This window comes from Gemmatimonadota bacterium, assembly GCA_009838645.1.
In the GTDB taxonomy this organism is placed as follows: domain Bacteria; phylum JAAXHH01; class JAAXHH01; order JAAXHH01; family JAAXHH01; genus JAAXHH01.
Map to the genome: position 1 here is coordinate 107,669 of VXRC01000004.1, position 26,194 is coordinate 133,862.

The following is a 26,194-nucleotide window of genomic DNA, read 5'->3' on the forward strand; positions in this document are numbered from 1 at the left end:
CTCACTTCGACCCGGCCCTGGCCAGCCCGGCCGCCGTGATCAACGGGCCGCTGCCTCCAGATCGGCTACCAAGTCGCCACCGCCCGCGATCTCCAGCGTTCTCCGCGTTCCTGGTCCGATTTCGATATGGACCGTTACCGCGTCGGACGGCATGATCTCCGGGAACTTGTCTCCCCATTCGACCAGGCAGACGCACGCGTCCAGGTATTCGTCTAAGCCGAGGTCCAGCACCGACTCCGGGTCGTCCAGGCGGTAGAGATCGAAGTGGGCCACGAGTACCCGTCCAAGCTGACCAAGCTGGCCAGGCTGACCAGGCTGACCGGGCTGACCGTAGTATTCGTTCACGAGGGTGAAGGTGGGACTCGTGACCGGTTCCGCGACGCCGAGGCCCGCGCAGATCCCCTGGATGAAACAGGTCTTACCCGCGCCCAGGTCGCCGGAAACGCGCACCGTGTCCCCCGGCGCCAGCCACGCCGCCAGCCGTTTCCCGACCCGCGCGGTCTGCCCGGGGCCGTCCGTGTCGAAACTGCGCCGTACGGGCCGGGCCTGCGCGTCCGCATGTATCGAAGCGTTCAACCGATTTCCTTCAATCCGCCCATGTAGGGGATCAGCACCTCCGGGATGCGGATGCTGCCGCGCCCGGTCTGGTAGTGCTCGAGCACCGCGATCAGGGTCCGCGCCATGCCCATGCCCGATCCGTTCAGGGTATGCACGAACTGGCTCTTCCCGGCCTTGTCCCGGTACCGGATCCCGCTTCTCCGCGCCTGGAAATCCTCGAAATTGCTGCAGGAAGAGACCTCCAGCCACCGTTCCACCCCGGGCGCCCAGGCTTCCAGGTCATAGCACTTGGCCGCCGCGAAACTCAAGTCGCCCGTGCTCAGCGAAACCACGCGGTACGGGATGTTCAGCAGTTGCAGCACTTCCTCCGCGTCCTTCACCAGCGTCTCCAGCTCATCGTAGGAAGTCTCGGGACGGACGAATTTGACCATCTCTACCTTGTCGAACTGGTGCACCCGGATCAGGCCGCGGGTCTCCCGCCCGTAGGAACCGGCCTCGCGGCGGAAGCAGGGGCTGTAGGCCGTGTAGTAGATCGGCAGGTCGTCCTCGGAAAGGATTTCGTCGCGGTGCATGTTGGTCACCGGGACCTCCGCCGTGGGGATGAGGAACAGGTCGTCCAGGTCGGTCCGGTACATGTCCTCTTCCATCTTCGGCAGTTGGCCCGTGCCGAACATGCTCTGGCGGTTCACGATGAAGGGCGGAATGACTTCCGTGTACCCGTGCTTCTGGATGTGGAGGTCGAGCATGAACTGGATCAGCGCGCGCTGCAGCCGCGCGCCCTCGCCCTTGAAGAGGACGAAGTGGCTGCCCGATATCTTGCCCGCCCTTTGAAAGTCGATGATGTCGAGCGCTTCTCCCAGGTCCCAGTGGGCCTTGCGTTCGAATTCCGCCTCGGGCGTGGACCCCCAGCGGCGGACCTCCACGTTGGCGTTTTCGTCGGCGCCGACCGGCACCGAGGGATGGGGTATGTTGGGCAGGCGCTCGAGCAGGGACTGCAGGCTGTCCTGGAGGCCGGCCAGGTCGGTGTCGATACCCTTGATGCGCGCGGACACCTCCCGCATCTCCTCGATCCGGGCGGAAGCGTCTTCGCCGTCGCGTTTCATCGAGGCGATTTCGTCGGACACGGTGTTCCGCCGCTGCTTGAGCGATTCGCTCGACTGCAGCAGTTCCCGCCGCCGGGCATCCAGGTCGAGGAACCCGTCGACGTCGACCCGCTCGTTCTTGTTCGCCGCCGCCTGCTTTACCACGTCGGGGTTATTCCTGACGAATCGCTGGTCTAACATGATCTCTCCGTGTCCGTGTGCCTGTCGGGTGGGCTGCTGCCCGGGTTTCCATGGTTGTCCTGCCGCGATAAACCACGGTAAAATAGGAAGAGGTCTCCGCGCCCGGCAAGCAGAAACGAAGCGGCGGCGCCGACCCGCTCCCGTCTGATCATTACGGACGAACCGCCGGACGAACCGGACGAACCGGACGAACCGCCGGCCGCGCCGCCCGACTCGTTCAACGGTTCCTGTACTCCAGCATGCCCCAGTGGCAAAGGGCGAAGTCGTATTTGACCGGGTCTTCCGGGTCGAATCTTCTCAATGCCCGCGTGACCTCCTCGGCCATCTTCCAGTCTGCCTGCTTCCGGGACGTCAGGTCCAGCCGCCTGGAAATCCGCGCCACGTGGGTGTCTATCGGCATCACCAGGCGGGCGGGAAGTATACACGGCCAGAGGCCCAGGTCCGGGGCTTCCCTCCGGACCATCCACCGGACGTAGAGGTTCATCCGCTTACAGGCACTTCCCGAAATCGGGGAGGGCAACAGGTAGCGGATCCCCGTTTTCGTCCTTAGGCGTTCCCCGGAATCGACCTCCCGCGCGAAACCGAGCAGCGTATCGGTGAAATGGGAAAGCGCGGGACCCGTGTGGGTATCCGACGGGCGGTGGCCCGCGGCGAACAGCGCGCCGAGGGAGCCGTACCGCCGCAGGGCCTTCCCCATGACCGCGACCAGCGTAGACAGGTCCCGTCCCCGCGTCCAGCGGTATACGAATCCATCGAATCGACCGCCGTCCCGCCCGGGGACGAATTCCGTGACGAAGTCACAGGGCGCGTCTCCCATCCTCCGCAACGCCTCGCCGGCCGCTGCCGTGATCGTTTCGGCCCGGCCGTAAGCCAGCGAAGCCGCGACCAGGCCGGCGATCTCCTGGTCTTCCGGACGTTCGAAGCGTCTTACCACTTCGAGCGGATCGGGCGAAATCATGGAGAGATCGAAGGAACCGTACAGTGCTTCCAGCCGGTTTCCGATGGCGGTCCAGTCGACACGCGGCATGGCGAAACGTCCGTGTTGCGGGCCAGGTTTTAAAGCCGGGGTCCGGTTAAGGGATGGCGTATGCGGCTTGACTTGAATATAATTGACTTGAATATATCCGTATGTCGCGATTCCCGTAACCCGATTCGTGCCGGTTCCGCACCGGTCCTGCACTGGGCCTGCACCGGTCCTGCCAGGGACGGCCGCGGTCCGGCGGCGAGGCGCCTGCATGAACCCCGAGCAGTTGATACAGCAGATAGACCGTGGCCGGACTGAAGCGGTGTACTTTTTCTCCGGCGACGAGGCGTACCGGAAGGAAGAAGCCGTGGATACGCTGGTCGCCCGGGTCGTCGAGCCGGGGACGGAGGCGTTCTGCATGGACGTGCTTCGCGGCGACGAAAGCGATGCCGCGGCGATATTGACCGCCGCCTCCCTCGTGCCCATGATGACCGACCGTCGGTTGGTCGTCGTCAGGGATTTCCACAAGTTGCCGCAGAAGGACCGGGAAGCCGTGGCGGACTACGCGGAGCGGCCCGTACCGAGCACGGTCCTGGTGCTCGAGGCGCCCCGGGTGAACCTGAAGACCAGGCTGTACGAACGGCTGGCGAAGTCGGCGGTCTCGGTGGTGTTCTACCCGCTGTTTCCGGAGAGGATTCCTGCCTGGCTACAGCAGCAGGCGAAGCGTTACGGAAAGCGGCTGACCCCGGAGGCCGCGCACCAGATGCAGGCCATCGTGGGGACGGACCTGGGGGAACTGGCCGGAGAGGTGGAGAAACTGGCCGTGTTCGTCGGCGGCCGGGATACGATAGCGGCCGGCGACGTGGAGAGTACGCTCGGCCCCGTCCGCGCGGGGACGGTATTCGACATCGCCGAAGCCGTCGGCGAGAAGGACCTGGTCCGGGCGCTGGTGGCCTACGAGCGCGCGATTGACGGCGGCGATGCGCCCCAGGCCATCGTGGCGCTCTTCGTCCGCCACCTGGTGATCCTCTGGAAGATCAGGTTCCTTAAAAAGGACCGCCGGACGGATGACGACATCAAGAAGAAGCTGAGGCTGGGATGGGGGTTCAACCGGTTCTACAACCGCTATGCCGCGCAGTCCAGGCTGCTGACGGGACGGGATTTGCTCAGCGGGTTCGAAGCGCTCTACGAAGCCGATACGGCCCTGAAGTCCAGCGCGTTGCCGGCCGAACTCGTCATGCGGCGGCTGTTGTATACGTTGTGTACCGGGCACGCGGCATAGCGGCAAAGACACGGAGGGCTGGCCAGGCGCCATGGGCGCCGCGATTGTGAAATCGACCGAAGGCATCGTAATCAGGGAACACCGGGGCGTGTTCGACGTGGAGACCCGGCACGGGATCTTCGCCTGCGCGTTGCGCAGCAGGATGAAGAAGGCGCTGATCTATCCGGAACGGGACAACCAGCATCATTCCGTCGAGCAGGTCGGCCGTATCGACGCCGTGAATCCCGTGGCCATCGGAGATCGCGTGCGGGTCGTGGAGGACCAGGGCGAGACCGGGGCCATAGAGGAAGTGCTTCCGCGCCGTTCCAAACTCTCCCGACTCGCCCCCGGCAAGCGGCGCGTCGAACAGATCATGATCGCCAACGCCGATCATCTCGTCGCCGTCTTCTCGGTGCGGGACCCGAGTCCGAACCTGCAGCTGCTGGACCGCCTGCTCGTGGCTGCGGAGGCCGGCAACCTCGCCCCGGTCATCTGCCTGAACAAGATCGATCTGTCGAGGGACGAGGACCCGGACTTCGCGGCGATCTACGAACGGTGCGGATTCCGCGTCATCCCGGCCAGCGCCGTGACGCGAGAGGGGGTCGACCTGCTGAAGGCCACGCTGCGGAACCGGGTATCCGCGATCGCGGGCCCATCCGGCGCGGGAAAGACCTCCCTGCTGAACGCCATGCAACCCGGCCTCGGTCTGCGGGTCCGCGAGGTGAACCGGACGACGGGCCGCGGCCGGCACACCACCACCTATCTCGCCGCGCACCGGCTCGATGCGGGGGGCCTGGTGATCGACTCTCCGGGGATCCGGGAATTCAGCCTGTGGGACGTCTCGCCGCGCGAGCTTCCGGAGTTGTTCCCCGACATGCGCGGCCATCTTGCGGGCTGCAGGTTCCACGACTGCACGCACGTCCACGAACCGGACTGTACCCTGAGGGCCGCCCTGTCGGCGGGCGTCGTGTCCCGGGAGCGGTACGACAGCTACGTCGCGTTGCGTAAAGAACTGGATGAGGGGCGGTAGGTGTAAATCAGAATCCGATGCCCCGGTCCGGGTCCGCGCTAATCCCGGAGAAGGTGATCAACTCGTCCAGGGACAGTTCCATTTCCCGGCCCGAGACGAGACGCTTCGATCGGATGACGACGTTCAGGTGGTTGGGCAGGTGCGTCTCGTCGAACCCCGTTATCGTCCCGATCTCTTCCTCACGGACGGAGACCGCGTCCCCGCGCAGCAGCAGCCCCGCTTCCGAAACTTCCGCGAAGCCGATGTAGGCGGCCCGGTCCACCTTCGAACCCGGTCCGGCGTCTTCTTCGTCGGTGCAGATGAGTTCCAGGACATCTCCCCGCCGCACCGCCCGGGAAAGCTGGGGGATCAGGCTCAGGCCCCGGTCCTTAGCGGTCAGGTCCAGCACGGCGAAAAGGCGCGCCGACAGTTCCGTCTTGCTCGAATAGTGTGCCCGGTTGACCTTGCCTTCCACGTGAGGATCCCTGGACTCCGCCATATCAGGTCCTTCCCGAATAGTGAACCACGCAGCGTTTCACGCGGGTCACTTGCGACTGAATCCGGCCAGCAGGACGCCGATTGCATCCTGTGCCCGGCGCGCCGTCGACGCCGGGCCGACGAAGTTGTTTATCATGATCGAGAAGACCAGGGGCTCGCCGTCCAGGGTATGGACGTAGCCGCTCAGGCAGCTCACACCGGTCAGGGTGCCGGTCTTCGCCCTGAGATTGCCCATGGCCGCCGTGTCTTTCATCCGGTTTGCCAGGGTCCCGTCCTCCCCGGCGACGGGCAGCGCCTCCCGGAAGTCGGCGCCGATCAAGGGATCGTGGTACGCCGCCGTAAGCAGCGCCGCGACCTGGTCGGGCGATACGTAGTTGTACCACGAGAGTCCGGAACCGTCCGCGAACCGGTAGGCGTCGGGGTCCAGGCCGATGTAGTCTGCCAGGACCTGTCGCAGGGCGGCCAGCCCGTCGGCGGACGAGCCCGGTTCGCCCGTCGTGTGGCGTCCCATGGTCTTGATGAGCAATTCCGCCGTCAGGTTGTGGCTGTACTTGAGCAGGCGGACCAGGGCTCCGGTCACCGGCGGTGAACGGTAGGTCGCCACCGTCCGGGCGCGGGTCGGCGTGACGCCCCTTCGGACCGTTCCGGTCACGCGTACGCCGCTGGCCTGCAGCTTGTCCCGGAACAGTTTCCCCGCGTACAGACCGGGCGCTTCGACGGAGCGGAAGTACTCTCGTTCGCCCGCGTCCATGGCGACCCGGCCGGTTATGGTGATCCGGTTGGACCGCGACGGCCAGTCCCGCTCGATCCTGATCGGTTCGGCGGTAGAGGTATCCCCCGCCGCCGCCGTCAGGGCCTCCACGATAAAGGTAACGGACGTCGTCGGCGGATCGACCCGGACCGTTACGGGCGCGCCGACGGCGGCCCCGGGCGAAATGCCGATCTTCACGCTGTTTCCGTTTACCGATAGCGCGTTCAGGGAGGCGGAGTAACTGTACTGTACGTCGTCCCACATCCACCCCTCACCGTAGGGCACCTCGTCCAGGTAGGCGTCGTCGACGACGATGTCGCCCGCGATGACCCGTGCGCCGTACGACCCTGATACGAGGTCGGCTACGACACCGGCGAGGCTGTCCAGGTGCGCCGATTCCAGCATGGGGTCTCCGCGACCGAGTAGGTACAGCGACGTGTGAAGCGTGTCGCTTCCGGCATAGGCGTCACCATCGGCGAAGACGCTCGTCAGGTAGCGGTAGCCGGGGCCCATGGTCCGCAGGACGCCCATGGCGGTGAACAGCTTGGTATTGGACGCGGGATGGAACAGTCCGCTGGAGTGCCGTGCGAAGAGTACCTGGCCCGTGACCGGCGACACGACCTTCACGCCCACGGTCATGGGCGCCAGTTCCGGGTGATCCAGGATCCGGCTTATGTCCTCCGCCAGGCGCCGTTCCGCTCCGGAAGGCCCCCCGCGGAATTGCAGGGGACCGCCGCAGGCGAGCACGAACAGGACCAGGACGAGTAGCAGGACGCCGGCCGCGGGAGCGGACGGCGCTTTCATGGCGGCGGCGGTGTGAAAGACGTCCGTGCTGGGAAAGACGTCCGCGCCGAGCGTCGGTTTCGCGCTCATGTCAGCGTCCGGTCGATCGCCCGGACCACGTCGTCGTAACGGGCAGGCAGTTCCAGGGGGGCATGTCCATGTCTCACGTCGACGCCGTCCAGCCGGTCTTCATGGTATCCGACCTTGAAATCGGTGAACTTCAGTCCGTTCGCCGTGGAAATGATGATGACACGGTCGGTGGACCGAATCTCGCCACGTTCGACCATCTTGAAGAGCGCGGCCAGCGCGACGCCCGTGTGCGGGCAGTTGTAGAGCCCGGTCAGGTCGCCGCGGGCGGAGGCGTTCGCGATCTCGTCCTCGGTGGCCTGTTCGACTTTGCCGTCGAATTCCTTAAGCACGCGGACGGCGCGCTCGTAGCTGACGGGGTTGCCGATCTGGATGGCGCTGGCCACCGTCGACTCGGCATGGATAGGTTCGAATTCATTGAATCCCTTCAGGTAGCTCTGGTAGAGCGGATTGGCCCGCGCCGCCTGCGCGCAGACGATGCGCGGCCGCTTGTCGATCAGCCCGAGCTCCTCCATCATCAGGAACCCCTTGCCCAGCGCGGAGACGTTGCCCAGGTTGCCGCCGGGTATGATGATCAGGTCGGGCACCTCCCAGTCGAACTGCTGGCAGATCTCGATCCCGATCGTCTTCTGGCCTTCCAGGCGAAGGGAGTTCATGGAATTCGCGAGGTAGATGCCTTCGCTTTCGGCCACCTGCTGGACGATCTCCATGCATCCGTCGAAATCCGTATCCAGCGACAGGGTCAGCGCGCCGTGGGAGATGGGCTGAATGAGTTGGGTCACGGAGACCTTGTCCCGGGGCAGGAACACGATGGCCGGGATGCCCGCCGAGGCGCAATAGGCCGCCAGCGACGCCGAGGTATCTCCCGTCGAGGCGCACGCGATCCCCCGGATGCCCTGTCCTTCCTCGATCATCTGGTTGACCATGGAGACCAGCACGGTCATGCCCAGGTCCTTGAACGAACCGGTGTGGTTGTTGCCGCACTGCTTAACCCAGAGGTCGCCCAGGCCGAGTTCCTCGCCAAGCCGCTCGGCCCAGAACAGGTTGCTGCCGCCCTCGTAAATGGAAACGACGTGCTGGTCGTCCACCGCGGGGCAGACCCATTCCTTCTTGCCCCAGACCGAACTACCGTAAGGATACTCCGTCCGCCGGTACCGCTCGTCGAACAGTCTCATCCAGCCCGCGGCGCCCCGGGCCCTCAGGCTTTCCATATCATGGGCGACGTCGAGCAGGCCCCCGCAGACCCGGCACCGGTAGATGATTTCGTTCAACGGATAGGTTTCGCTGCAGCCTTCGATGCAGTAAAACCAGGACCTGTATTCCATGGAGAACCTGCTTTTTGTACCCGGCCATGCCGATTTTTGAATAATAATGAAATAAAATGTTGACTATGATTGGGACCGGATATATACTTATTACTCGCTGAATGGAGCACTACCAAACACAGCCGAACCATTACCAGCGCAACACCTTATGCGGGGCCGTGTACAAAGTCAAGGAAGATTTGGCGGCGTCTGCGGGGGTTGTGATGAGTACGATAGCGTAATGGATTCGGGCCGTGTTGTGCAATTCGTTTCAGCCCATATCGAAGGATGAAATTTATTTCGTGTTACGTGTCATCCGGAACGGCCCCATACAGGTGGCGAATTACGACCCATGGGCTTGTTTCTCCTAGAGTCCCAAGGGGTTTCGGATATGGATTCGTGTGCGCCGGCGGGCGGTTCGAAATCTGGCACGTTGTTTGCATTTGATAGGTACACGGATCACTGACATTCAAAATCGATGTTTCGTCGCGTGTTCATGCCCTTGCACGCGGCCGTCATGTATGTCGTTTCATATCACTTTGAAGGTATTCAGATAACTTGTTTGTATACGATTGCCCCAATACCATCGCTGGAGGGAGGTGAGTGTCGAAAGAAGTGCAGTTGGAATCTGAAGTCGAGTCTGCAACATTACGATACAGTCAGCAGGCCGGGGCAAGCTGACAATAATCAGAAGGGCTCTGTTAAACGAGGAGTGAATTAGATGTCTATAACAATTTCACGAGCTTTGCGCTTCGCATTCGCTTTCGCGTTAGTGCTCAGCATCTCGACGGAAGCACAGGCGCAGATTTCGCTGGGTAAGATTTCCGGTGTCGTGGTCGACGGTGCGACGCGGGAACCGCTGCCCGCGGCCAGTGTCCGCGTCGAGGGCACGGTTCTGGGTGCAATGGCGAATGACATGGGCGAATACTTCATTCTGAACGTACCGCCCGGTTCCTACACCCTGGTGGTGAATGTCATCGGTTATGTCCCGGTGCGTGCCATAGGTACGCAGGTGGATGCCGATATCACCACGACGCTCAACTTCGAACTGGAGTCCACGATTCTCGAATCCGCCGAGGCGGTCGAGGTCGTGGCGACCCGGGACCTGGTCGAGAAGAGTCTGACCTCCACCCGGACCATCGTGCAGGCCGAAGAAATCCAGGCGCTGCCGGTGGTGAATATCGCCGAAGTGGTTTTGACCACCGCGGGCAGCTTCGCCGGAAACCTCCGCGGCGGCCGCGCCCAGGATCAGCAGACCACGATCGACGGTGCCACGGTGACAGGGCAGCGGTTAAACACAGCACAGGCGTTTACGATCAACCCCTACATGATCCAGGAACTTCAGGTCAAGACGGGTACGTTCAACGCCGAATACGTGAACGCGCTGGCCGGCATCACCACGGTGGTGACCCGCGAAGGCGGTTCCAGTTATAACGGTAACTTCGAGTACCGCACGCTAGGTCAGAAAGGCCTCAACTGGGCCAAACCGCCTGATCTCGATATCGTCGACGCCTACCGGGCCGGTACCTGGTCGGAGCAGGATCTGCGCGATATCATCCAGGGCGCGATCGACAAGACGAACGCCTTCAACAGCGATCCCGCCCGCGCGGACGATGGTCTCAGGATGCAGGATCCTTTCGACGTGCTGGACATGACCGGTGCGCCGGAAAGCTGGTCCGCCATCTACAAGCGCGACACCTATTACTGGGATTACGATCGGGTCATTCCCGAACCCGAAGCCATCCTCTGGTCTTATCTGTCGGATGGCCTGCCGGAAGCCCAGGCGAATAGCGGTGTCGCGGTGAATCGCGATGCGCCGGTGGACCGGTCCTTCCACCCGGACAAGTACAACCAGTTCGCCCGGAACAACCGGACGGAGAAGCGCCCGGTCCAGATCGACTTCGGCATGGGCGGTCCGCTGGGCAGCAAGCTGAACTGGTTCGCTTCAGGGCGTTTTAACGAGAGTTGGGGCCGTAACCCCAATGACTACTCCCGCCTGATGAACACCTTCGTGAAGATGACCTACCGGCCACGGACCAGCATGAAACTGTCCATGTCCGGACTCATGGAAGACGAGGGTTTCTTCAGCAGGAAGGGTCAGCGGAGTACGCCTTACGGATGGAAGTACAATTCGGATGGCCGCAACCAGAACTACAACGGCCGGTTTCACGTGAATTTGGCGTATACCCATACGCTCAGTCCGCGGACCTTCTACGAGATCCGTTTCAGCCACTTGCGCGAGTACAACGAACGCTACAATCCCAAGTACGGCAAGGAGCCCCTGCCGGCGCTTACTTCCGCGTTCATCAACTCCGTGGGTTACTCGGCACTCGAGGAAGGCGCCGGTACGCAGGTGCCCTACATCCTGTACGGCGACGAGGCCTACTCTGCGATCGATTTCGGCAACTACATCAGTCGCCGGCCTTTCAAGACGGACCTCAACTTCGCCATCACCAGCCAGGTGAACTCGAACCACCAGTTCAAGGGCGGTTTCGGCGTGACGATGAACGACTATGAAGAGAGCACGAGAGGCCCCGCCCGGGGTAACGCCGTGTCGCTCTTCAACGACCTCAATCTGGACCCGACCGCCAGCACGCTGCCCCTCGCCGGCCGGCAGGCGCACGTCTATCCGGTCGAGTACTTCGCGTACATGCAGGACCGGATCGAGTACGGAAGTCTCGTGGTGAACGCGGGGTTGCGGCTGGACATCTTCGACGCCAATGCCAACGCGATCAATCCGTACCGTCCGCGTTCTGGTCCCGGTCCGGAGCATGATGATCCGGAATACCGCACGTTGGAGCCGTCGATGAAGACGGGTCTTGCGCCGCGCCTGGGTATCTCCCATCCGATCACGGATCGCGCCGCGTTGCACTATTCGTACGGTATCTTCAACCAACGTCCGCGGCTGGAGGCCCTGTACACGGGCCTGGTTCAGACCTCGCCGTTCGAGCGGAACCACGGTAATCCGGACCTGCCGTTCCAGAAGTCCACGAATTACGAGATGGGTCTGCAGGCGGAGATCTATCCCGGTTACTACGTGGACGTCACGGGTTATTTCCGGGATGTAAACAACCAGCCGCTTACCTGGCTCTTCGCACCGGACGTAGCTTTCATCGGCGGTTCGCAACGCGAGGTCTCCATCCTCCTTCCGACGTTCGCCCAGGACGCGCGCGGACTCGAGGTATCGGTACGGCGCCAGATGGCCAACCGGTTCTCGGTACGTGCCAACTACACCCTGGCCTTCACGTCGGATCTGACCACGCCGCAAACCGTCCGCGAACGCGGCGGTGAGACGGTACTCGTTTTCTCCGACTTCGTGGATGGCACGCCGACGCCGGATACTTACATCCGCGAGTTCAACCAATTCGATCGACGTCATCGTCTCGTCGCGAACCTCCTGCTCGAGCTGCCCTACGGCATCAGCGCTTCTTTGCTGACCAAGGCGCAGAGCGGTAACCAGTACCGCACGTCGAGCGACCAGGCGATCGATCCGCTCGGATTGCTTGCCGCTGCGCAGCGTTCGCCCTGGACCTGGACCACCGACCTGTACGCCCAGAAGAACTTCGATCTCGGCAACGTGCGGCTCGGCGTGTTCACCCAGGTCAACAACCTCTTAGACCGGGCGAACATCTATGCCATCACCGGTGGCTCCGACAACGCGAACGGTGACCGCTGGCAACGTCGCGGCGATCCCGTGGGTCTCGTAGGCGGTCCTTTGGGTGGCATCGGTACGCAGGGTAACGGACCACGCGATATCTGGATAGGTCTCAACTTAGCATGGTAAATCCAAAGCGGGGAGGCGCGCATTTACCGCGCGTCTTCTCGCAACGTTGGCGGCGTTCGCGGAACGTTGCCGGCATAAGGAGGTTCATTTTGAAGAAATGGCGTCGATACGTAACAGCCGGAGCGTTGGTGCTTTCTTCGGCGGCAATCCTTGGGACAGCTACATATCTCACGGCTTTGCCGGACGCCCCGGCAAACTCTGCGACGGCTCAGTTGGTTCCGATACCTCACGAGCTCGGCGTGGATGAAAGGCAGCCTGCCTATATCGGTGGTCAGACTTACATGGCCGTCATGAATTCGGAACTGACCGATACCTACACCGGTTGGGGTTGGCGTGGGTCCGGTCGTTCCATGAGTCCGACGATGGGCTATCCTTCGTACACCTTCCCGGCGGGCGGGCTGGACGCGCCGCTATGGGCGTCGGCCTTCGGCATCACGGCCTATCTGCCTGACGCCGTGGCCGGTATGCCTGCAAGCCGCGCCGAAGGTGCATTCGTCGGTACGAACAACGTGTACCGGGCTCCGCCTCACCAGCGTGAGAATCCACCCGCGGGCTTCTGGTCCGATCAGGGCGGTTCGCAAAGTCCCGGTTTTGGTGGCGGCACTGTGGGCCCCGGTGGATACCGCGAGCCGTTTATCACGGAAGCCACCTTCAATACGAACGCCGGTATTCGGATCCTGCGTCAGTCGTACAGCTTCAGCTACGGCTACGGCCATACGAATGACTTCATCCTGCTGCGTCATGTGTTGAACACGCACGGCGATGTGGATGTGAATACCGATAACAGTCCGGAATTAAACGGAGCCACGGTCAAGAACTTCTTGATCATCTTCAACTACGACTTCGATATTCCATGGACGAACAATCCCCTCCTGACGGGCGGGGCGATCGGCGGTGGTACCGGTGGCGACGACAAGCAGCCGCCCGCCATGTTCAGCCGCGTGATGCCTCTCGCCGTACCGGAAGGGCTGATCAACTCGGGCCGCTACAACCAGGCGCCTTACAGCGACCGGTTCTATTCGGGCCTGGTCACCATGTTCGACGAGGACAGTCCTGGACATCCGGGTATCGATTCCTACGTGTGGAATACGACCAACGGTAACTTCAATCCGTTGCACGTGGGCGAAGCATCCCTGATGATTCTCGAAGGTTCCGGCGACGATGATCCGCTTGGTGACACGAACAACGTCGCGGCGCTGGATATCTACGACGCGCCGTCCGTCGGCCTGTTCAATACCCACGAATGGTGGATCGCCGACTTGAGAGGCGTGTTCGGCTGGTACGAGGGTTCGCTTACCAAGTACCTCGAGGGCAAGAAGGTCAACGTTCCGGGCGGAAGCAGTGCGCCGCATCCGGATCTCTTCACCAGCGGTTCGCCACTCGGCAGAACGACCGATATCAGCACCTGGACCGCCAAGACCCAGCCGGGTGGATCGGCCGAGGGCATGGGCCTGATGTGGGGTGACCCGCGTAACCTGACCCAGCCTGGCAATCCCGGAGTGGCTCAGGGTGTGCAGTCAGGTCAGTACGACAGTTTTACACTCTTCGATCTCGACGGCGTGTTCAGGGGCATCGTGCCCGATCCGTACAACGGAAGCGACACGAAGGAAGAGACCTCGGGCGCCGGTTGCATCCGGAACGCCCTGGGCTGGGGCCCCTACACCAAGGCGCCCGGCGAAGACCTGACCATCTGGCATGTTGACCTCATCGGCGCCGGCAAGGATGGCGCTTATGACGTATATCTCCGCGCTATGGACGTCTGGATGCAGCGGAAGTACAACATGGCGAATAATACGTACTACTGGGACGGCTCCAATGACCGTACCATCCCCATGTACAACGCCGATGGTTCCGTAATGCGGGACGGCGACGGCGCGGTCATGTCGCAGACCATCAACTTCGGTCGCGGCACAGCCAGCGGCGCGCTGTTCCACCCGCCTCCGCCTCCTACCCTGTCGGTCTTCCCGACCGCCAACGGTACGATCGCGCTGGCGTGGGCGAACAATGCGGAAACGGCTATCGATCCGGGTCGGGGTACCGCGGACTTCGCGAAGTACCGCGTGTACCGCGCTTCCGGTTTCATCGATCAGTTCCCGACCGCTACAGTAGCCCATGATGTCGGTTACAACAGTACGGTGATTCCGCCGAATCTCGGTCTGAGCGACGGCGCCGCACCGGTCACGGACGTAACCGATCCGACGAGTGCCGCGGTGAAGCAGGGCCATCCCTACGCCCGGTTCATCCATGAAGGACTGACCCTCGGCGCCGATTACAACATCGGCCGGGTATACGACTTCGTGGCCGACGACCTGGTGAAGCGCTTCGCGGCGCCGAACTTCTCCGGTCCGTATGTCCAGATCGCTGAATTTGGCGGCGGCGGTGGCAATCAGACCAACAGTCTGAGTCCGCCGGAATCCGTTTCCTATCCGAACCCGTATCCGGCTGGCAACAGGCTGCCTGGTTTCGAGGATGATTTCATCGAAACCAAGCCCAGTTCGGCACAGATCGTCGAAGCGAACAATGCTCTGGGCGCTACGACGGCCATCGCCACCAGCTTCTCGGATCGCTATCCGGATGCCATCGGATCCGGCGATGCGCAGATTACCAGTGTCGGCGGTATTCCCACCGATCCTCGGCTGGTCGGCAAGAGCGGTTATATGTTCGAGGATCGTTCCGTGCTGATAGGTTTCAGTTACTGGTACTACGTAGCCTCGGTGGATAGCGAAAGCGCGCAACAGCACGATTTCGACAACTACGTGGCCGATCAGGGTTCTACGCAGCGCGTGATCACCCGTACGATCAACGGACTCGAGAGTTTCTACACGATGAACGCGAACGGTACGGACGGACGCTGGCACGGCCAGTATCCGTACCGGGGTTTGACGGTGGGACCGCAGGTACCGGGACAGGACGTTATCCCGACTACCGTGATCCGTAACGAGGTGGTGGGCGGTGTGGCCGAATTCGAAGATCTGATTACGGTCGCGCCCAACCCCTTCGTCTTCCAGGCCCAGTGGGATCTGGCAACGAAGTCTCAGACCGTCAAGTTCTTCAACGCTCCGGTACCGTCCCGCATCACGATCTTCGATGCGGCCGGCCTGCTGGTGAAGCAGTTCTCCGTGCCGGGTGAACAGACCACGACGATCGGCGGTGTGACGGACTGGGATCTGAAGAATGATTCCAACGTACCGGTTGCCAGCGGTCTGTATATCATCGTGGTGGAAGCCGAGATCGGTGGCGTGGACTACGCGAAAACACTGAAACTCTACGTCCGGCGGTAATCTTCGGTTACGTCCTGCGCCATGGGCCATGACCGGCCATGGCGCGGGTCGGTCCGATTCAGGGAGGTTTTCTAATGAAAGTATTGTTTCGCTGGGGCGTGGTCACCGGACTGCTGTTGGCACTGTCAGCACCGGTTCATGCTCAGGTTTCCAAGGGTGGAACCGCCGCGACGAAGTTTCTGACGCTGGATGCTAGCGCCCGTGTCGCGGGTGTTGGATCCTCCGCCACATCCTATACGGATCTGGGCGCGTTCTCGGCACTGACGAACCAGGCTACCATGGTGTTCGTAGAGGGCAGGGGCGCGGTCGGCGTTTCCTATGCACCGTATTTCGCGGAAATGACCGTGTTCAGCGCAGGTCTCGTTTGGAATCTCGGCGATAACGGGGCGGTGGGTGTGAGTGTGCATTCGATGCTTTCGGGCGACATACCCTATACCACCTCTGGAGATCCAACGGGTCAATTCGCCAACCAGGGCCAGAACTTCAACGTGACGGACCTGGCCATCGGTCCGAGCTATGCGCGTCGTCTGACGGATTCCTTCGCGGTCGGTGGATCGCTGAAGTACGTTTCGGAAGGCACGAGCGGCGCCGGAGACGATGACCGTACCAGTACGGCGGTTGCGGTCGACGTGGGCACCATCTATACGACGGATTTCCGTAATTTCCGTATTGGCGCCTCGTTCCAGAACTTCGGTCCGGACATGCAATTTATCGAAGAGTCGAGCGCTCGCGACCAGTTGCCCACGACGTTCCGTATCGGTTTTGCCATTGAACCGTACGAACTGCCGGTGGGAAGCTTAATGACCAGCGCCGAACTCTGGAAGCTCCGCGAGTTCGATTCCGTGCTCAATCTCGGTATCGAGTGGTGGGTGAACGACTACATCGCGGGCCGGGTAGGCTGGAAAGCCGGATACAGCGGCGGCCAGGATGAAGGCGTTTCCGCTGGCGCCGGTCTCCGGTTCAGCCAGGGTGAATTGAGTCTCAACGTTGATTACGCGTATACGCAGTATGAACTGCTGGACGATCTGCATCGCGTGTCCGTCGGCGTAGGCTTCTAAACATCAAGCCGGGAAGTACCGATGGATGTAAGCATTATCGTTTGAAGCACCAGGAGAATCCCTCAGTCCGTTCGATGAGGGATTCTCTTATGTTGTGAGAGAATCGGGGAATTCAATGAAGTTGAATGGACTGGCCGGATACAGGCAACTGGTGAGGGTATTCGTGATCGGATGCATCGCGGCCGCCGGAGCGATGATCGGTCTGGAAGCCAGGGCCCAGGCCCTGCAGTTGAGCGGCATCGTCATCGATGGGAAAGATCCCATACCGGATGTCCGCGTGCGGGAACACGGGAAGCCGGATTTCGTGCTTACCGATTCCGAGGGAAGGTTTACCCTGAACATCATTGAAGAACCCGTGCAGCATTACGCGGTAACGGCAGGCAAGGAAGGCTGGTTGAACGGCGGGGTCATGATAGATCCCAAAACATCATATACGACGATCGTATTGCAAAAAGTACCCGAAGAGAAAGACGACGCCTATAATTTCATCACCCCCCACAAATCGCTGGTCGATCTTCGCGAGGATCCGGAAGAGTTGGAACGACTGCGCACGCAATCCCACACGGGCTTCGAAGAGGGGTGCAACCTCTGCCATTTCGAACCGACCTGTTACCTCTGCCATCGAGATCTCTACGATCAGTGGAATACTTCCCAGCACGCGAAAGGCGTGACCAATCCGTGGACGTTGAACCTGTACGACGGTACGGACGCGGACGGGAATGAAAACGTGGGACCTGGTTTCCGGCTGGATTTTCCCGACGAAGCCGGAGAGTGCGCCGATTGCCACGCTCCGTCGGCCGCCGTGCAAGCGCCGGGTCATACCGACCTGAAGGTCGTGTACAACCGTTCGCTGGCCTATCCGACCGTTCAGGACTACAAGACGCTCGAACGCATGGAGTACGAAAAAATGGCCGGTTCGGTCGACGCTGCGGGGATACATTGCGATTTCTGCCACAAGATTCAGCACGTGGAGGTCAATGACCATGCGGGCGTGAACGGATCGATCACTCTGAACCTGGTGGCTATGGAAGAGGAAAGGCAGGCCCGGCTCATCAAGGGGAAGTTCCCGCCGATCTTCGTCTACGGACCCTATGACGACGTCATCAACTTCACCCCCTTGCCGGGTTCAACCAACACCTCGCCCATGGTGGCGAGCTACAATCCGCAATACACGAGCAGCGACTACTGCTCCGCCTGCCACCAGCACAAGAACAAGCACGGCCTTCCATTCATGGATACGTACCGGGAATGGAAGGAGAGTCCCTATTCCGCCATGGGCATCGAGTGCCAGGACTGCCACATGGAGCCCGATTCCGATGGTTTCACCTTTGGTTCTTTCGTGAACGGCGACGCGGAGAAGTTCTGGACACCCATCGGATACCGGGATCCGACCACCGTTAAGACGCACGGGTTCCCCGGGGCCACGGAAGAACTCCTGCCGAACGCCGCCACCCTGGCCATCGACGCCGTTGTTGCAGGCGGCCTGCTGACGGTGACCGTGGACGTGCGCAACGTCAATACCGGCCATCACATCCCGTCGGGAATCACCATCAGGAACATGCTGTTGCTCGTCACCCCCGTACTGGCGAGTGGCGATACCCTGCGTTACGTGGGGGACCAGCGCGTACCGACCTACGGCGGCGAAGGCGACCTGGCCGAAGGAAACTACGCGGGCTACCCGGGCAAGGGATTCGCCCTGGTCTTCGGTGACGACGCGGGCAAAACCCACGTAATGGACTGGCAGGCGACCCGCATCGTTGAAGACACGCGGATCAAGGCGCGCGAGGCGGATCGCTCCGTGTATTCCTTCGAAGTCCCGACGGATGTCGATCGCGTGGATATCCATACCGATCTGATTTACAGAAGAGCGTTCAAGCCGCTGGCGGATCTCAAGAAGTGGACGCAGAAAGACATGGCCGTGGCTTCGGACGTCACCACGGTAAGGCCGGTCGGACAACTGGAAGTTTCCACGCCTTCGAAAGGACTGAGCCTTCGCGATCGTCTCAGATCCTACTTCGACTGACGGGTACGGAATGCGCAATATCCTTCTCGCAGCCCTTCTGCTTTACACGCCCCTGCTTACGGACACCGGTCCCTACCTCACGAACATCACCACCGCCCGTCCGGATGAAGCACTCAGGCAACTTTCGCCCGAGGACGAATCCCTTCTGCTCGAAGACGTGATGTACTTCCGACGGCAGATCGAGGAGAACACGAGCGAACCCGCCAACTACTTCAACCTGGGCCTTGCCGCCGTCGCGCTGGAGAAGCTGGACACGGCGGAAGCGGCCTTCCTGGTCGTCACCGAACTGCGTCCCGGGGACGCCGATGCCCATTTCAACCTGGGCCTGGTTTACGCCCAGCAAGAACGGTACGACGAAGCGATCGATGCGTTCCACCGCGTCGTGGAAATGGATCCCGATCGCGCCGAACCGTACTACAACCTGGGCCAGGCTTACCAGTACACGGGTCGGCTTGTCGATTCGATAAAGTCGTTCGTCGAGGCGACGGACCGCGACCCGGATAACAGCCTGTTTCACTACGGCCGGGGGACTACGGAAGAGAAACTGGGCGCCCTGGGCGAGGCCGCCATTTCCTATACCAATGCCCTGTCCATCGATCCGGATTACGTCGACGCCCGGTTCGCGTTGGGTCGCGTGCTGCTGGATCAGCGTAAGTTCCAGGAAGCGCGGGATGCCTTTCGAGGGGCTTTGCAGGTGGATGCCGGCATGGCGGAGGCCTACTGCCAGCTCGGCGTGATCGCGTTGAGCGAAGGCCGTGTCGACGACGCGGTCCGGTCCTACCAGAACGCCCTGCGCATCGATGAGGCATCGGTGGAGGCCATCGCGGGTCTTGCCCAGGCCTCGCTGAGGGCGGGTCAGACCGAACGGGCGATTTCGCTGTACCAGGATGCCTTGGTGATAGATCCCGAGTCCGCTATCCTGCGTTACCATGCGGGTACGGCCTTTGCGGCCGCTCAACGGCATGAAGAGGCCCTGGAAGCGTACTCACGGGCGGTCGATCTCAATCGGGCGTACCCCGAACCCTATCTTGCCATAGGAAACACCCTGAACGCCATGGGCAGACAGGACGATGCCAGGCGTTTTCTCGATACGTTTCAGCAGCTTAACGGGTTCAGGGAGGCGTTGTCGCAGGCGGAATCCATGGTACGGCTGAATCCTCGGGTGGCGGAGATGCATTACAACATGGCGACGGCCCTGACCCGCCTGGGCCGGTACGAGGACGCCGTGCGGGCCTTCAGGATAGCGACAGAGCTGTCGCCCCGTTTCGTTCACGCCTTCAACAACCTGGGCGTGGCCTACGTGGAGCTGGGCAGGTTCGACGAGGCCCGCGATGCATATCAGCAGGCGATCCTGCTGGATTCGAACTATGTGGAGGCCTATACGAACCTGGCCTGGCTCATCGCCCGGCACGGGGAGGACCTGGACCGTGCCCTCGAACTGGCCGGCAAGGCGGTTGAGATCGCACCTACCGCCGTCGCCTACGAAACGCTGGCCATTGTGAGGAACGCGAGAGGGGACTACAGCGAAGCCGATGAAGCGATGGGGAATGCCGTCCGCATCGAACCGGAGAACGCGCAATTGCAGCAGCGATGGGAGCAGATCAGGGAGGAAAGGAACGGATCATGAATGGACGTACCGGAAGGAGAAGCGGATGAAGGGGTTCAAGTCCGGAGCGTTGCCGCTCCTGGCCGCGGTACTGCTGATGGGTTGCTCGGAAGCGGACGATGACGGGATGTGGCGTGGGAGGACGGAAGTGGTCGCGGGCGCTTCAAGGGTCATCAGCGACGCCCCGGTCCGGCACGCACCCGATCAAACTGCTGACGTCACGCTCGAAGAAGACCTGGTGATCGAAGGAGGCGAGGGCCGGTCCTTTGCTTCGGCATTCGGGATCACCACGGACCGAAGCGGTAACATCTACATTGCCGATTCGGACCGGAAACAGATTTCCAAATTCGACGAGTCCGGTGCCTTTCAGACGGCCGTAGGGTCGTTAGGCGTAGGACCGTTACAGTTCAAGTCTCCGGTAGACATGGCGCTGGATGATGAAGGCAGACTGTTCGTGCTGGACTTCGAACTCGACCGGGTCACGGTATTCAATCCGGACCTCACCTTCGCGGACATCTGGTCGACGCAGGTAACGAAGCCTCGCCGCATACGCATCGATGCCGAGGGCAACGTGCTCATTTTCGTCATTACGCAGCACGATCTCATCTACAAATACAGTCCGGAAGGAGATCCGATCACCAAGTTCTACAATCCGATGGAGACCCTGCGGCGTTCGGGAACGCTCAAGGAATTCATCGCGTATTCCGACGCGGCCATGGAAACGACGGAGGACGGATACGTGGTCGTATCCGCGAGACACCCCTACTGGATCCGCAAATTCGACCGGGTAAACGGACTGGAACTGGAGTTCAACCGGACCACTTCCTTCGATATGAAACCCATGGCGCGCTGGACGACCACGCGGCGGCCGCCGCCCGTGGGCTTGTCCGGCGGACTGGCCGTTCTGCCCGACGGACGGATTGTCAATTCCATCCAGTACCAGGAATTCGAACAGGTCGGTCTCAACGCGATAGGCATGCCCAGACTGCAGATGACGAAACTGGATCGGTGGTTCGATTTCTTCAGGCCGGATGGAAAGTGGGAAATGACGGCGCAGTTCGACGAGGTTGGCGTTCCCATGCACGTGGACCGGCAGGGCCGGATCTACTTCGCGGATTTGGAGGAGGACAGAGTCGTCCGGTACCACTTCGTTTTTCCTGAGGAGTACAACTAGTGCGCGGTAACATGACAGGCTTCTTGCTGGCGTTAACGGCGGCGTTCACGTTGGCGGTTACGGCCCCCGGCTGCAACGGAGCGCCCGGCGACGACCAGGTGGCGGGCGGCACGTTCGTCGGATATACCTTCTCCGAGCAGGCCGTCGTCGATGAGGCACGGGACATGGACGCCGGGTACACGCTGACCTTCAAGGCCTACGATCTCGGCGGCGACGCGCGGTTCGTGACCTACGTCCAGCGCAGGTCGTCGGGCGAGTACTACGCGGGCGTCCTCCGGATCGGGATCACGGATCCACAGGGCAACGTATACACGCATTACCACAGCGCCGAAGCCGAGGCCATCGACCGTCCGATCATGTGGACCCGGCGCGTTCCAGGCGTACATCACGTCGAGGTGGAGTTTGCGGTGCGTGGTGAACAGAAGACGAGTGTCGCCTTCGAGGTTCCGCTGGTCAGGGAACCGGTATCGGGCTTTCTCGTCGCCGGGGTCAGCCTGGGCGTGCTTGCCCTCGTGGCCATGACCGTCGTACTCATGAGAAAACGCCGTTGAAATGGGCGCCGGTACTTCTCTCCTTCCTTTTACTTTCCCCTTCCTGCAGTCAGCCTGGCCAGCCCGATCATCGTCCTGATGCGGGCCGGCCGGTCGTGCAGTTCACGGACATCGCGCCTTCGGCCGGGATCACGTTCCGGCACACCAACGGCAAATCGGGCCGGTACTACTTCCTCGAAACGGTGGCGTCCGGCGGCGGGTTCATCGACTACGACGGGGACGGCGACCTCGACGTCTACCTGCTCAACGGCGCGGCCATCCCGGGTTTCGTGCCCAACCAGCCCCTTTCCAGCATCCTCTATCGCAACGACGGCGACGGATCCTTCACGGACGTGACCGGCCAGGCCGGCGTGGACAACGCGGGGGGTTACGGGATGGGCCTGGCCGTCGCGGATTACGACAACGACGGCGACGACGATCTGTTCGTCACGAACTACGGGGCGAACATCCTCTACCGGAACCAAGGGGACGGGACATTCAGGGACGTGACCGCCCGTGCGAATCTGATGGTACCCGCTAACCCCACGTTCTCCACCAGTGCGGCATTCCTGGACTACGACCGGGACGGGCACCTGGACCTCTACGTGTGTGCGTACGTCGAATTTGACTTCGAGGCCAACAGGCGCTGCTCCAGGGACGGTATCCAGTCCTACTGCGGACCCGACATCTACGAAGGCGCGGCCGACCTGCTGTACCGGAACAACGGCGACGGTTCGTTTTCGGACGTCTCCGCGGAGGCGGGCATCGCCAATCCGGACGGCAAGGGCCTCGGGGTCGTGGGAGGCGACTACGACGGCGACGGATGGACGGATATCTTCGTGGCCAACGACCTGACGCCGGATTTCCTGTACCGGAACAACGGCGATGGCACGTTTACCGACATGGCCTTGCTGGCGGGCGTGGCCTATGGCGAAGACGGCGTCGCCCGGGCGGGCATGGGGGTGGATATGGGAGACTACGACCGGAACGGGTCGCCGGATATCTACGTGACCAATTTCTCCCTGGAACCCAACTCGCTGCACCGGAACAACGGAAACGGCACCTTCACCGAAACGACTTTCGGCGCGGGCGTGGGCAATCCCACGCTCCTGTTCCTGGGCTTCGGCACGGCCTTCAAGGATTTCGACCACGATGGGTGGCTGGACCTTTTCGCGGCGAATGGCCACGTGATCGACAACATCTCCCTGTTCGATCCGACGATAACCTACGCGCAGACCAATCAGCTGTTCCGGAACGAGGGAGACGGCGTTTTCACCGACGTCAGCCCTGAAGCGGGTCCACCCTTCCAGGTGGAGCGCGTACACCGCGGCGCGGCCTTCGGAGACGTGGACAACGACGGCGACGTCGACGTGCTGGTCACCACGGTGAACGACGTCCCGCTGCTGCTGCGGAACGACGGGACCGTTCCCGCCAGCCTGCTCGTCGCCACCGAGGGCGTCCGGAGCAATCGAAACGGGATCGGCGCGCGCGTAACCGTGGTCACGGATGCCGCGCGACAGTCGCGGGAGATTCGAAGCGCCTACAGCTATCTGGCGGCCAACGATCTCAGGGCCCACTTCGGACTCGGCGCCCACGCCGGGGCGGACTCGGTCATCGTGGACTGGCCCGGCGGCGCGAGAGACGTCGCAACCGGAATCGAAGGCGGCCAGCTCATCACGATCCGCGAAGGCGCAGGTATCGTTTCGCGAACGCCATTTCTCCGGCGTTGAAGAATCTCATCGCCCACAACACCACAGGGTAGGCCGCGACCAGGGCGATCTCCCCGGGCCAGGCGATCTCCCCGATCCAGGCGATTTCGGTGAGTTCGCGCACCGTAAACAACAATCCACACGCGAAGACTACCTTGAGCAGCCGGATGTATTCGTAGGGTATCGGGTAGTACCTCCGGCCCACGACATACAACCCGGCCACCATCACCGCGTAGGCGGCCGCCGAGGCCGTGGCCGCCCCGTACATGCCGTATTCCGGGATGAGCCAGAGGTTCGTCAGGATGCAGACCAGGGCCGACGCGGCCGTGATGAAGGGGAGCAGGATGGTCTTCTTCTCCAGGTAGACGCCCACGGTGAGGTTGACGTATATCCCATACAGCACGTAAGCCGCGAGCAGGATCGGTACCACGGCGATCCCTTCCCAGTATGACGCCTCGATCAGGGTATAGCCACCGATGGAGATGCGGACCAGGTCGTCGATGAGGAAGGAAAGGGACAGGAAGACGCTGCCCGCAATGGCCAGGAAGTAGGTCAGCACGCGGGCGAACAGCGGTCTGGGGTTCTCCTCCCTGGAGGTCTCCAGGAAGAAAGGCTGCCAGGCCTGCCTGAACATGGTGACGAAAACGAGCATGCCGACGCCCAGCTTGCGGGCCGCATGGTAGATGCCGAGGGTCTCCGTGCCAGCCATCCGTTCCAACATCAGCCGGTCGATGGTTTCGATGATGATGATGCAGGCGCCGGCGGGCACGTAGGGTAGTCCGAATCTCAAGAGCCGCCCCATCGTTCCGCGGGACCAGGAGAAGGACATGTGTCGCAGGGTAATGCCCGCCAGGATGAGGAAAACTATCCCGGACCCCGCGATGTTGCTGATCAGAATGCCCTGCAGTCCCATGTCGAGCACGACGACGAGGTAGCAGTTTCCGCCCAGTTCGATCATCACCTTCATCAGCTTGAGGGAGGCGAACGTCGCAGCCTTGCCCTCTCCCCGGAGCCGCGCGAAAGGGATGGCGTTCAGGGCATCCAGCGCCAGGACGGCGGCGGCCAGCTGGACGTACGAAGTCAGGGAAGCGGATACGGAGATAAGGGGCGCGATCCGGGCGGAGAACAGGACGATGATCACGGCGAGCCCGGCCGACGTGAACAGCATGGTGAGATAGCCGGTGCTCAGCGTATCCCGCTTGCGGTCCTCCTCGAGCACGTAATACCTGAGAAAGGCCGAATCCATGCCGTAGAGGAAGACGACGTTCGTCAGCGCGATGAAGGTATATACGAGCCCGTAGTAGCCGAACTCCTCTACGGGCATGACATGGGTATACACCGGTACCAGCAGGTAGGCCATGGACCTGCCCAGCACGTCGCTGAGACCGTAGATCGCCGAATGGGTGGTGAGTCTTTTGAGGCCTTGGAACATGGATCCTGAGTTTGCGGGCGGACAGGGTTCTCACCGCCTCGGGAGGGGCGGATTCCAGGCGCTGAGCACCGATATGGTACCGGCGGCCGCCGGGGACGTCAAGCATTTACGGGTCGGCTCGGCCGCCCGGAACTCCTGTCGTGCCGGTAAAGCCGGACTTCGGTATTGAACGCCGTCGGGCGAAAAAGGTTCGTTGCGGCGGCGGAGGTGCTTTATCTTGACCGGATGCCCGGGGGAGATCGCCACGTTATTCCATGATCGTGGCAGCGCGTCGCAGCGCCGCCGTCCCCGGGATGGTCCAATACTCGTTGCGGGCAGGTGCGGCCATGTCGGAAGTCACGGAATTCATCTACGGAAGGAACCCGGTCCGGGCGGCCCTGCAGGCGGGCCGGAGCCTCAACCGGATCTACATCGCCGAAGGGGTTGCGCGCCAGGACGTGGCCGACATCCTGGAACTCGCCCGGAAGCGGGGCGTCGTGTTCCAGTTCACCGAACGCCGCCGGCTGGACCGTCTGACCGATGGCAGGCACCAGGGTGTCGTCGCCACGGTGGCCGGCCACCAGTACGCCGAAATGGCGGATATCCTGGTCTCGGTCCGCCGGTCCGAATCTCCTCCCTTCCTCGTCCTGCTGGACGGCATACAGGATCCCCACAACCTGGGCGCCGTCATTCGCACCGCGGACGCGGTCCGTGTCGACGGTGTCGTGATTCCCCGTCGAAATGCGGCGGGATTGACCGCCGCCGCGGTCAAGGCTTCCGCCGGGGCCAGCGCGCACGTGCCGGTCGCGCGGGTGGCGAACATGAACCACGTCATGCAGGCGCTTCGTGAAGCGGGCGTCTGGCTTGTGGGCCTCGCGGCGGACGGACCTACGCTTTTCAGTAAAATGGACTATACCGTCCCCGTGGCGCTCGTCATAGGCGGCGAGGGCAAAGGACTGAGGCCCCTGGTCCGGCGCAACTGCGACGAGGTGGTGCGGCTCCCGGTCGCCGGGCACGTGGATTCGCTCAACGCGTCCGTGGCGTCGGCCCTCGTGTTGTATGAGGTCTTTCGCCAGCGCCGGGATACAGAAGACGGGTAAATCGGTTGACACGATTGCTT

At 62.1% G+C, this 26,194-nt stretch carries 18 protein-coding genes; 11 read left to right on the forward strand and 7 right to left on the reverse strand.

Features of this window, described 5'->3' with window-relative positions; all coding sequences use genetic code 11:
- Positions 1-39: 39 nt before the first annotated feature.
- The 3 genes from tsaE to F4Y38_01935 form a co-directional block, all read right to left on the reverse strand.
- Entirely contained in the window at positions 40-807 is a 768-nt protein-coding gene (gene tsaE, locus F4Y38_01925; GenBank protein MXY48034.1) for a tRNA (adenosine(37)-N6)-threonylcarbamoyltransferase complex ATPase subunit type 1 TsaE, read from the reverse strand.
- Complete coding sequence (gene serS / locus F4Y38_01930) at positions 573-1,841, reverse strand: serine--tRNA ligase (protein ID MXY48035.1); 1,269 nt, start codon at positions 1,839-1,841, stop codon at positions 573-575. The genes tsaE and serS overlap by 235 nt, the downstream gene beginning before the upstream one ends.
- Before the next feature lie 217 nt (positions 1,842-2,058).
- Entirely contained in the window at positions 2,059-3,225 is a 1,167-nt protein-coding gene (locus F4Y38_01935) for a TIGR02757 family protein (protein ID MXY48036.1), read from the reverse strand.
- Here F4Y38_01935 and holA point away from each other — a divergent pair.
- Both holA and rsgA read left to right on the forward strand, forming a co-directional pair.
- Positions 3,077-4,087, forward strand: a complete 1,011-nt coding sequence (holA, locus tag F4Y38_01940; GenBank protein MXY48037.1) for a DNA polymerase III subunit delta — start codon at positions 3,077-3,079, stop codon at positions 4,085-4,087. The two genes, F4Y38_01935 and holA, sit on opposite strands and share 149 nt — an antisense overlap.
- 31 nt (positions 4,088-4,118) lie before the next feature.
- The gene (gene rsgA / locus F4Y38_01945) at positions 4,119-5,096 is read left to right on the forward strand and encodes a ribosome small subunit-dependent GTPase A (GenBank protein ID MXY48038.1); all 978 of its coding nucleotides are present in this window, start codon (positions 4,119-4,121) and stop codon (positions 5,094-5,096) included.
- Positions 5,097-5,103: 7 nt separating this feature from the next.
- On the opposite strand, the gene F4Y38_01950 is transcribed toward rsgA, so the two are convergent.
- The 3 genes from F4Y38_01950 to thrC are packed head-to-tail and all read right to left on the reverse strand — an operon-like array spanning position 5,104 to position 8,519.
- Positions 5,104-5,574, reverse strand: a complete 471-nt coding sequence (locus F4Y38_01950) for a hypothetical protein (protein MXY48039.1) — start codon at positions 5,572-5,574, stop codon at positions 5,104-5,106.
- Between the two features lie 45 nt (positions 5,575-5,619).
- Positions 5,620-7,197, reverse strand: a complete 1,578-nt coding sequence (gene dacB, locus F4Y38_01955; GenBank protein ID MXY48040.1) for a D-alanyl-D-alanine carboxypeptidase/D-alanyl-D-alanine-endopeptidase — start codon at positions 7,195-7,197, stop codon at positions 5,620-5,622.
- The gene (gene thrC, locus F4Y38_01960; protein ID MXY48041.1) at positions 7,194-8,519 is read right to left on the reverse strand and encodes a threonine synthase; all 1,326 of its coding nucleotides are present in this window, start codon (positions 8,517-8,519) and stop codon (positions 7,194-7,196) included. Before thrC ends, dacB begins: the two co-directional genes overlap by 4 nt.
- 700 nt (positions 8,520-9,219) lie before the next feature.
- Between thrC and F4Y38_01965 the strand changes: the two genes are divergently transcribed.
- The 8 genes from F4Y38_01965 (at position 9,220) to F4Y38_02000 (ending at position 23,684) form a co-directional block, all read left to right on the forward strand.
- Positions 9,220-12,282 (forward strand): TonB-dependent receptor, encoded by a 3,063-nt coding sequence (locus F4Y38_01965; GenBank protein MXY48042.1) that lies wholly within the window; start codon positions 9,220-9,222, stop codon positions 12,280-12,282.
- Positions 12,283-12,563: 281 nt separating this feature from the next.
- Positions 12,564-15,563, forward strand: a complete 3,000-nt coding sequence (locus F4Y38_01970) for a T9SS type A sorting domain-containing protein (GenBank protein ID MXY48043.1) — start codon at positions 12,564-12,566, stop codon at positions 15,561-15,563.
- A gap of 38 nt (positions 15,564-15,601) precedes the next feature.
- Positions 15,602-16,621: a PorV/PorQ family protein gene (locus tag F4Y38_01975; protein ID MXY48044.1), complete on the forward strand. Its 1,020-nt coding sequence runs from the start codon at positions 15,602-15,604 to the stop codon at positions 16,619-16,621.
- Between the two features lie 115 nt (positions 16,622-16,736).
- Positions 16,737-18,644, forward strand: a complete 1,908-nt coding sequence (locus F4Y38_01980) for a hypothetical protein (GenBank protein MXY48045.1) — start codon at positions 16,737-16,739, stop codon at positions 18,642-18,644.
- A gap of 10 nt (positions 18,645-18,654) precedes the next feature.
- Positions 18,655-20,271, forward strand: a complete 1,617-nt coding sequence (locus tag F4Y38_01985) for a tetratricopeptide repeat protein (protein MXY48046.1) — start codon at positions 18,655-18,657, stop codon at positions 20,269-20,271.
- Between the two features lie 25 nt (positions 20,272-20,296).
- Complete coding sequence (locus F4Y38_01990; GenBank protein ID MXY48047.1) at positions 20,297-21,424, forward strand: hypothetical protein; 1,128 nt, start codon at positions 20,297-20,299, stop codon at positions 21,422-21,424.
- Positions 21,424-21,975 (forward strand): hypothetical protein, encoded by a 552-nt coding sequence (locus tag F4Y38_01995; protein ID MXY48048.1) that lies wholly within the window; start codon positions 21,424-21,426, stop codon positions 21,973-21,975. Before F4Y38_01990 ends, F4Y38_01995 begins: the two co-directional genes overlap by 1 nt.
- A 182-nt stretch (positions 21,976-22,157) precedes the next feature.
- Positions 22,158-23,684, forward strand: coding sequence for a CRTAC1 family protein (locus F4Y38_02000; GenBank protein ID MXY48049.1), 1,527 nt, complete (start codon positions 22,158-22,160; stop codon positions 23,682-23,684).
- Here the strand turns inward: F4Y38_02000 and F4Y38_02005 are convergent.
- On the reverse strand, positions 23,629-25,095 hold the full coding sequence (locus F4Y38_02005) for a lipopolysaccharide biosynthesis protein (protein ID MXY48050.1): 1,467 nt from the start codon (positions 25,093-25,095) through the stop codon (positions 23,629-23,631). The two genes, F4Y38_02000 and F4Y38_02005, sit on opposite strands and share 56 nt — an antisense overlap.
- A 326-nt stretch (positions 25,096-25,421) precedes the next feature.
- Here F4Y38_02005 and rlmB point away from each other — a divergent pair, with 326 nt between their 5' ends.
- Positions 25,422-26,174 carry a 23S rRNA (guanosine(2251)-2'-O)-methyltransferase RlmB gene (gene rlmB / locus F4Y38_02010; protein MXY48051.1) on the forward strand — a complete coding sequence of 251 codons (753 nt, stop codon included), beginning with the start codon at positions 25,422-25,424 and terminating at the stop codon, positions 26,172-26,174.
- Positions 26,175-26,194: the final 20 nt, after the last annotated feature.